Genomic DNA, 1,490 nt, shown 5'->3' with positions numbered 1-1,490 from the left:
GGGGGGTGCCTCTATGTCTTTCGTCAAGCGAGGCGTGGGGTTCTGGGTTCGTAGAAGGTGCCGTCGCGGAGCATCGCGAAGAGCACGTTGATCCGCTGGCGGGCGAGCCGGAGGAGTGCCTGTGTGTGGGTCTTTCCTCTGGCCCGGCACTTGTCGTAGTAGGTGCGGGAGGCGGGGTCGTGCAGGGCGGCGAAGGCGGACAGGAACATCGCGCGTTTGAGCTGCCGGTTGCCGCCCCGTGGGGCGTGCTCGCCGTGGATCGAGGTGCCCGAGGACTTCGTGGTCGGGGCGAGGCCGGCGTAGGAGGCGAGGTGGGCGGCGGTGGGGAAGCTGGTGCCGTCGCCGACGGTGACCAGCAGGGTGGCGGCGGTCCTGACGCCGACGCCGGGCAGCGACGTCAGGACCTTCGAAAGAGGGTGATCCTCCAGCAGGGCTGTGATCTGGGCTTCCGTGGCCCGTCGCTGTTCGTGGACGGCGCCGAGCGAGCGGGCCAGCGAGGGGATCACAATGTCGAGGGTGCCGGTGCCCGGAACGACGACGGTCTGCTCGTCGAGGGCCTCGAAGATGTCGTCGATCAGCCGGTTCGCCATCCGGGGTGCCTTGGGCCGGATCACCTCGACCAGCTTGCGGCGTCCGGCTTTTCGCAGTGCGGCCGGGGATCCGTGGCGTTCCAGCAGCCAGGTGACGGCCGGGTGGTCGAGCCTGGGGCCGAGGACGCGCTCCAGGCTGGGGTGGAACTGGGTGAGCAGGCCGCGGATGCGGTTGCTGGTGCGGGTGGCCTCGGCCGCGAGGTCCTGATCGAAGCCGACGAGGACGGTCAGCTCGGCGGTGATCTCGTCGGTCAGCTCCAGCGAGCGCAGGGTGTGCGGCATGGTGCGGGCCGCGTCGGCGATGACCGCGGCGTCCTTCGCGTCGGTCTTGGCTTCGCCGGGGTAGAGGTCGGCGATCCGCCGCATCGCGAGTCCGGGCAGGTAGGCGACCTTGCAGCCGGCGTCCCGAGCGACCGTCAGGGGCAGGGCGCCGATGGATGCAGGTTGGTCCACGATCACCAGGACGGTGCCGAACTTGGTCTTCAGTTTGGTGAAGACCTCCCGCAGCTTCGGTTCGGTGTTCGGGAGTTGCTTGTCGAAGACCTTCTTGCCGGCCGGCGTGAGGCCGTGCCCGTGGTGGGCGCTCTTGCCGACGTCCAGGCCGAGGAAGACGCCTATCTCGTCGCTGTCGTTCAAGCCGTCCTCCCGAACGGATGTCGTGCGTGCTGGCCTGGGCGTTGGCGTCGTGCGCGCATCCACGTTATGCAGACCTGCCGCCCGCGAGCGGCCGGGCATTGTGCCAGGCCAGGCGGTAGTCGGACCTCTCATCAGCGTCTCCAACGGCGCCTCTCGGGCCCGGTGGCACCACCCCCCAGGTCATCCGTTCGACAGGGGGGACCAGCCATGCCGGGCCCGGAGGCCAGCGGCCCTCTTGCAGGACCGCGAAGAAGATAACGGGGG

The 1,490-nt window shown here is 69.5% G+C and carries 1 protein-coding gene; it reads right to left on the bottom strand.

Translation table 11 applies throughout. From position 1 onward, the window contains the following. Window positions 1-23: 23 nt before the first annotated feature. Window positions 24-1,226, bottom strand: coding sequence for an IS110 family transposase (locus ACIQMR_RS38360; protein ID WP_401397794.1), 1,203 nt, complete (start codon window positions 1,224-1,226; stop codon window positions 24-26). Window positions 1,227-1,490 lie beyond the last annotated feature (264 nt).

It is taken from the genome of Streptomyces sp. NPDC091376 (genome assembly GCF_044757085.1).
GTDB lineage: Bacteria > Actinomycetota > Actinomycetes > Streptomycetales > Streptomycetaceae > Streptomyces > Streptomyces pratisoli.
Note: the sequence above shows the minus strand (reverse complement) of the source record. Positions and strands in the feature narration are given on the sequence as shown.